The sequence below is a fragment of the Streptomyces sp. NPDC004609 genome (assembly GCF_042873655.1).
Lineage (GTDB): Bacteria > Actinomycetota > Actinomycetes > Streptomycetales > Streptomycetaceae > Streptomyces.
Window position 1 is genome coordinate 1 of sequence record NZ_JBIALS010000092.1, and the last position, 3,746, is coordinate 3,746.

The window sequence follows — 3,746 nt, forward strand, 5'->3', positions numbered from 1 at the left end:
CCGTCCAACAGCTCGCCGCGATCACCGGCCACCACCACAGCCCGATGATCGAACACCGACCGCGCCGACACCAGCGCAGAACCCACACCCACCAGATCCAACTCGTCATGTCCGGCCACGAACGCACGCAACAACCCCGCCTGCGCCCGCAACGCCTCCGTACTCCTGCCCGACACCACCCACGGAACCAAGCCGAGTGCGGCGTCTTCGGAAGCCGAGCCACCGTGTGCCACCACAGGAGGCTGCTCGATCACGACATGCGCGTTGGTGCCGCCCACGCCGAAGGCGGAGACGGCGGCTCGTCGCGGCCGGTCCAGCTCCGGCCACGCCCGCTGCTCCGTCAGCAGCTCCACCGCACCCGCCGCCCAGTCCACATGCGACGACGGCGCATCCACATGCAGCGTCTTCGGCAACACACCATGCCGCAGAGCCATCACCATCTTGATGACCCCACCCACACCCGCAGCCGCCTGCGCATGCCCGATGTTCGACTTCAACGAACCGACAAACAAGGGCTGTTCGCCGGGACGGTCGCGACCGTAGGTGGCAAGGAGAGCCTGCGCCTCGATCGGGTCACCCAGACGCGTCCCCGTCCCATGCGCCTCCACCGCATCCACATCCGCGGCACCCAGCCGCGCATCAGCCAGCGCCTGCCGGATCACCCGCTGCTGCGACAACCCGTTCGGCGCCGTCAGACCATTACTCGCACCATCCTGATTAACCGCACTCCCCCGCACCACCGCCAACACCCGATGCCCCAACCGCACCGCATCCGACAAACGCTCCACCACCAGCACACCCACACCCTCAGCCCACCCCGTACCATCCGCACCCTCCGCAAACGCCCTACACCGACCATCCACAGACAACCCACGCTGCCGACTGAACTCGATGAAGGGACCGGGGGTTGGCATGACCGTCACGCCCCCGGCCAGGGCCAGTGAGCACTCGCCGCTGCGCAGCGCCCGTATCGCGAGGTGCAGGGTCACCAAGGAGGAGGAGCATCCCGTGTCGACGGTCACCGCCGGGCCCTCCAGGCCGAACGTGTACGACAGTCGGCCCGAGACCACGCTTCCCGTGGTGCCGGTCAGGATGTGGCCTTCCGTCTCGGCCGTGCCCTGGTGCAGCCGGTGGCCGTAGTCCTGGACCATGGCGCCGACGTAGACGCCCGTACGGCTGCCGCGCAGCGACACCGGATCGATACCCGCCCGCTCCATCGCCTCCCACGACGTCTCCAACAACAACCGCTGCTGCGGATCCATCGCCAACGCCTCACGCGGAGAAATCCCGAAGAATCCGGCATCGAACTCCGCCGCGTCATACAGAAACCCACCCGACCGGGTGTACGACTTCCCCACCGCATCCGGATCCGGATCGAACAACGCATCCAGATCCCACCCACGATCCACCGGGAACCCCGACACCGCATCCGCCCCGGACACCACCAACCGCCACAACTCCTCCGGCGACCCCACACCACCCGGGAACCGGCAGCCAATACCCACGATCGCAACAGGCTCGGCATCCACCTCACCGCTGACAACCACCGGCGAAGACTCCGACTCCCCCGCCACGTCCCCGGACAGCCCCAACAGCTCCGCCCGCACGAACCGCGCCAGGTCAGCAGCCGTCGGGTGATCGAACACCACCGTGCTCGGCAACCGCAGCCCCGTGACCGCGTTCAACCGATTCCGCAGGCCCACCGCCATCATCGAGTCGAACCCCAGCTCACGAAAGGCGCGGTCCGGGGCTACGGAATCCGGTGTGCCGTGGCCGAGCGCCGCCGCGGCCTGCGCGCGGACCAGGTCCAGCACGGCCAGGTACTGCTCTGCCTCGGTCAGGCCGTCGAGCAGCGCCGATGGGGCGGAGTCGGTGGCAGCTTCCTGCGCCGCGCCGGCCGCCTCCTCCAGCACCGCCCGCACTTCGGGGATGTCCGACAGCAGCGGAGAGCGACGGACGGCGGTGAACTGGGGAGCGAAAACCTCCCAGTCGATGTCGGCGACGATCCGCGTCGTCTCGGTGGCCGCCGTGACGCGGGCCAGCGCGGCGATCGCCTGGTCCGGGTTCATGACCCGTACGCCGCGGCTGAGGATCCGGTCCCCGACCTCGCCGTCGGCCATGCCACCGCCGCCCCAGAGACCCCACGCCACCGAGAGCGCGGTCCGCCCCCGCGCACGGCGCTGCTGGGCAAGCGCGTCTAGGTGGGCGTTGGCCGCGGCGTACGCGGCCTGTCCGCCCCCGCCCCAGATGCCGGCCCCGGAGGAGAAGAGGATGAACGCGTCGAGGTCGGCGTCCTGGAACAGGTCGTCGAGGAGGTGCGCGCCGCGCACCTTGGCGGCGGTGAGCCGGGCCAGCAGGTCCAGGCCCGTCTCGGCCAGCGGCGCGGAGTCGGTCGTACCGGCCGCGTGGACGACCGCGCGGATCGGCTCGCCGTCGGCGGCGACCCCGGCGACGAGATCGGCCAGTGCGTCCCCGTCCGCGACGTCGCACGCCGCGAGGGTGACTCGTACGCCGAGGGCCGTCAGTTCGGACTCCAGCTCCCCCGCGCCCGGCGCGGAGAGGCCCTGCCGGCTGGTGAGCACGAGGTGCTCGGCGCCGTTGGCCGCGAGCCACCGGGCGAACCGGGCGCCGACGGCACCGGTGCCACCGGTGATGAGGACCGTGCCACGCGGCTGCCACTCCGGGCGGTCGCGCAGGGACTTGCGGGCCACGCGCGCCAGGCGGCGGGCGAAGACTCCGGACGGTCGGAGTGCGAGCTGGTCCTCGCCCTGCTTCCCGGCGAGCGCGCCGGACAGTCTGCGTAATAAGTGCGGGTCGAGGGTTTCGGGCAGGTCGATCAGACCGCCCCACCGGTCGGAGTGCTCCAGCCCGGCCACCAGACCGAGCCCCCAGACCTGCGCCTGTTCGGGGCGGATCGCTGTCTCCGCGCCGGGAACCTGTACGGCTCCGCGTGTGGCGCACCACAGCGGTGCGCGTACGGCGGTGTCGCCGAGCGCCTGGATCAGGAGCAGCGTGCCGGCCGGTCCGGCCGTCAGCGTCCGGTCGTCCGTGCGCTGTGTCTCGTCCAGGGCGAGCAAGGACAGCACCCCGGCCGGTACGGCACCGTCGAGCGCCTCGACCGCCTGGGCGACGCGTCGGGCCAGCGTGTCCCGGTCACAGTCCGCTCCCACGGTTAGACGTATCACCTGAGCACCGGCGGACGACAGGGCGTCCTCCACTGCTTCAGCGCACGGGTGGGCCGTGTCGACGTCTGGTACGACGAGCATCCACGGACCGCTCAGCGACACAGACCGCGGGTCGGACACCGGCTTCCATTCGACGCGGTAGTGCCAGGCATCCGCCTCGGAACGCTCACGGCTGTCGCGGCGCCACGGGCCGAGCAGGCCGATGACGTCCTCCAGCCGGGATGCGTCGTCCACGCCGAGCAGTTCGGCGAGTTCGCCGCGGTCGGCACCGTCGACGGCCGCCCAGAACCGGCTCTGCTCGGGATCGGCAGCATCCTCGGGTGTCGTGGCGGTCGACCCGTCGAGCCAGTACCGCTGGCGTTGGAAGGCGTACGTCGGCAGCTCCGGCACGTCTGTCGTCCGCTCGGTCACCGGCCACTGGACGGGGAGTCCGGCGGTGAAGGCTTCGGCGAGCGCCAGGGTGAGACGTCGTTGTTCGTCTTCGTTGCGGCGCAGGGTGCCCAGCACCACGGCGGACGTGTCCGCTTCCTCCAGGCTCTCCTCGATGGCAGCGGTGAGCAC

Annotated in this window: 1 protein-coding gene; it reads right to left on the reverse strand. The window is 70.8% G+C overall.

What is annotated here, in order from left to right:
• The coding region (locus ACFYT4_RS36075; RefSeq protein WP_389279114.1) for an SDR family NAD(P)-dependent oxidoreductase at positions 1–3,746 on the reverse strand (3,746 nt) is incomplete at both ends.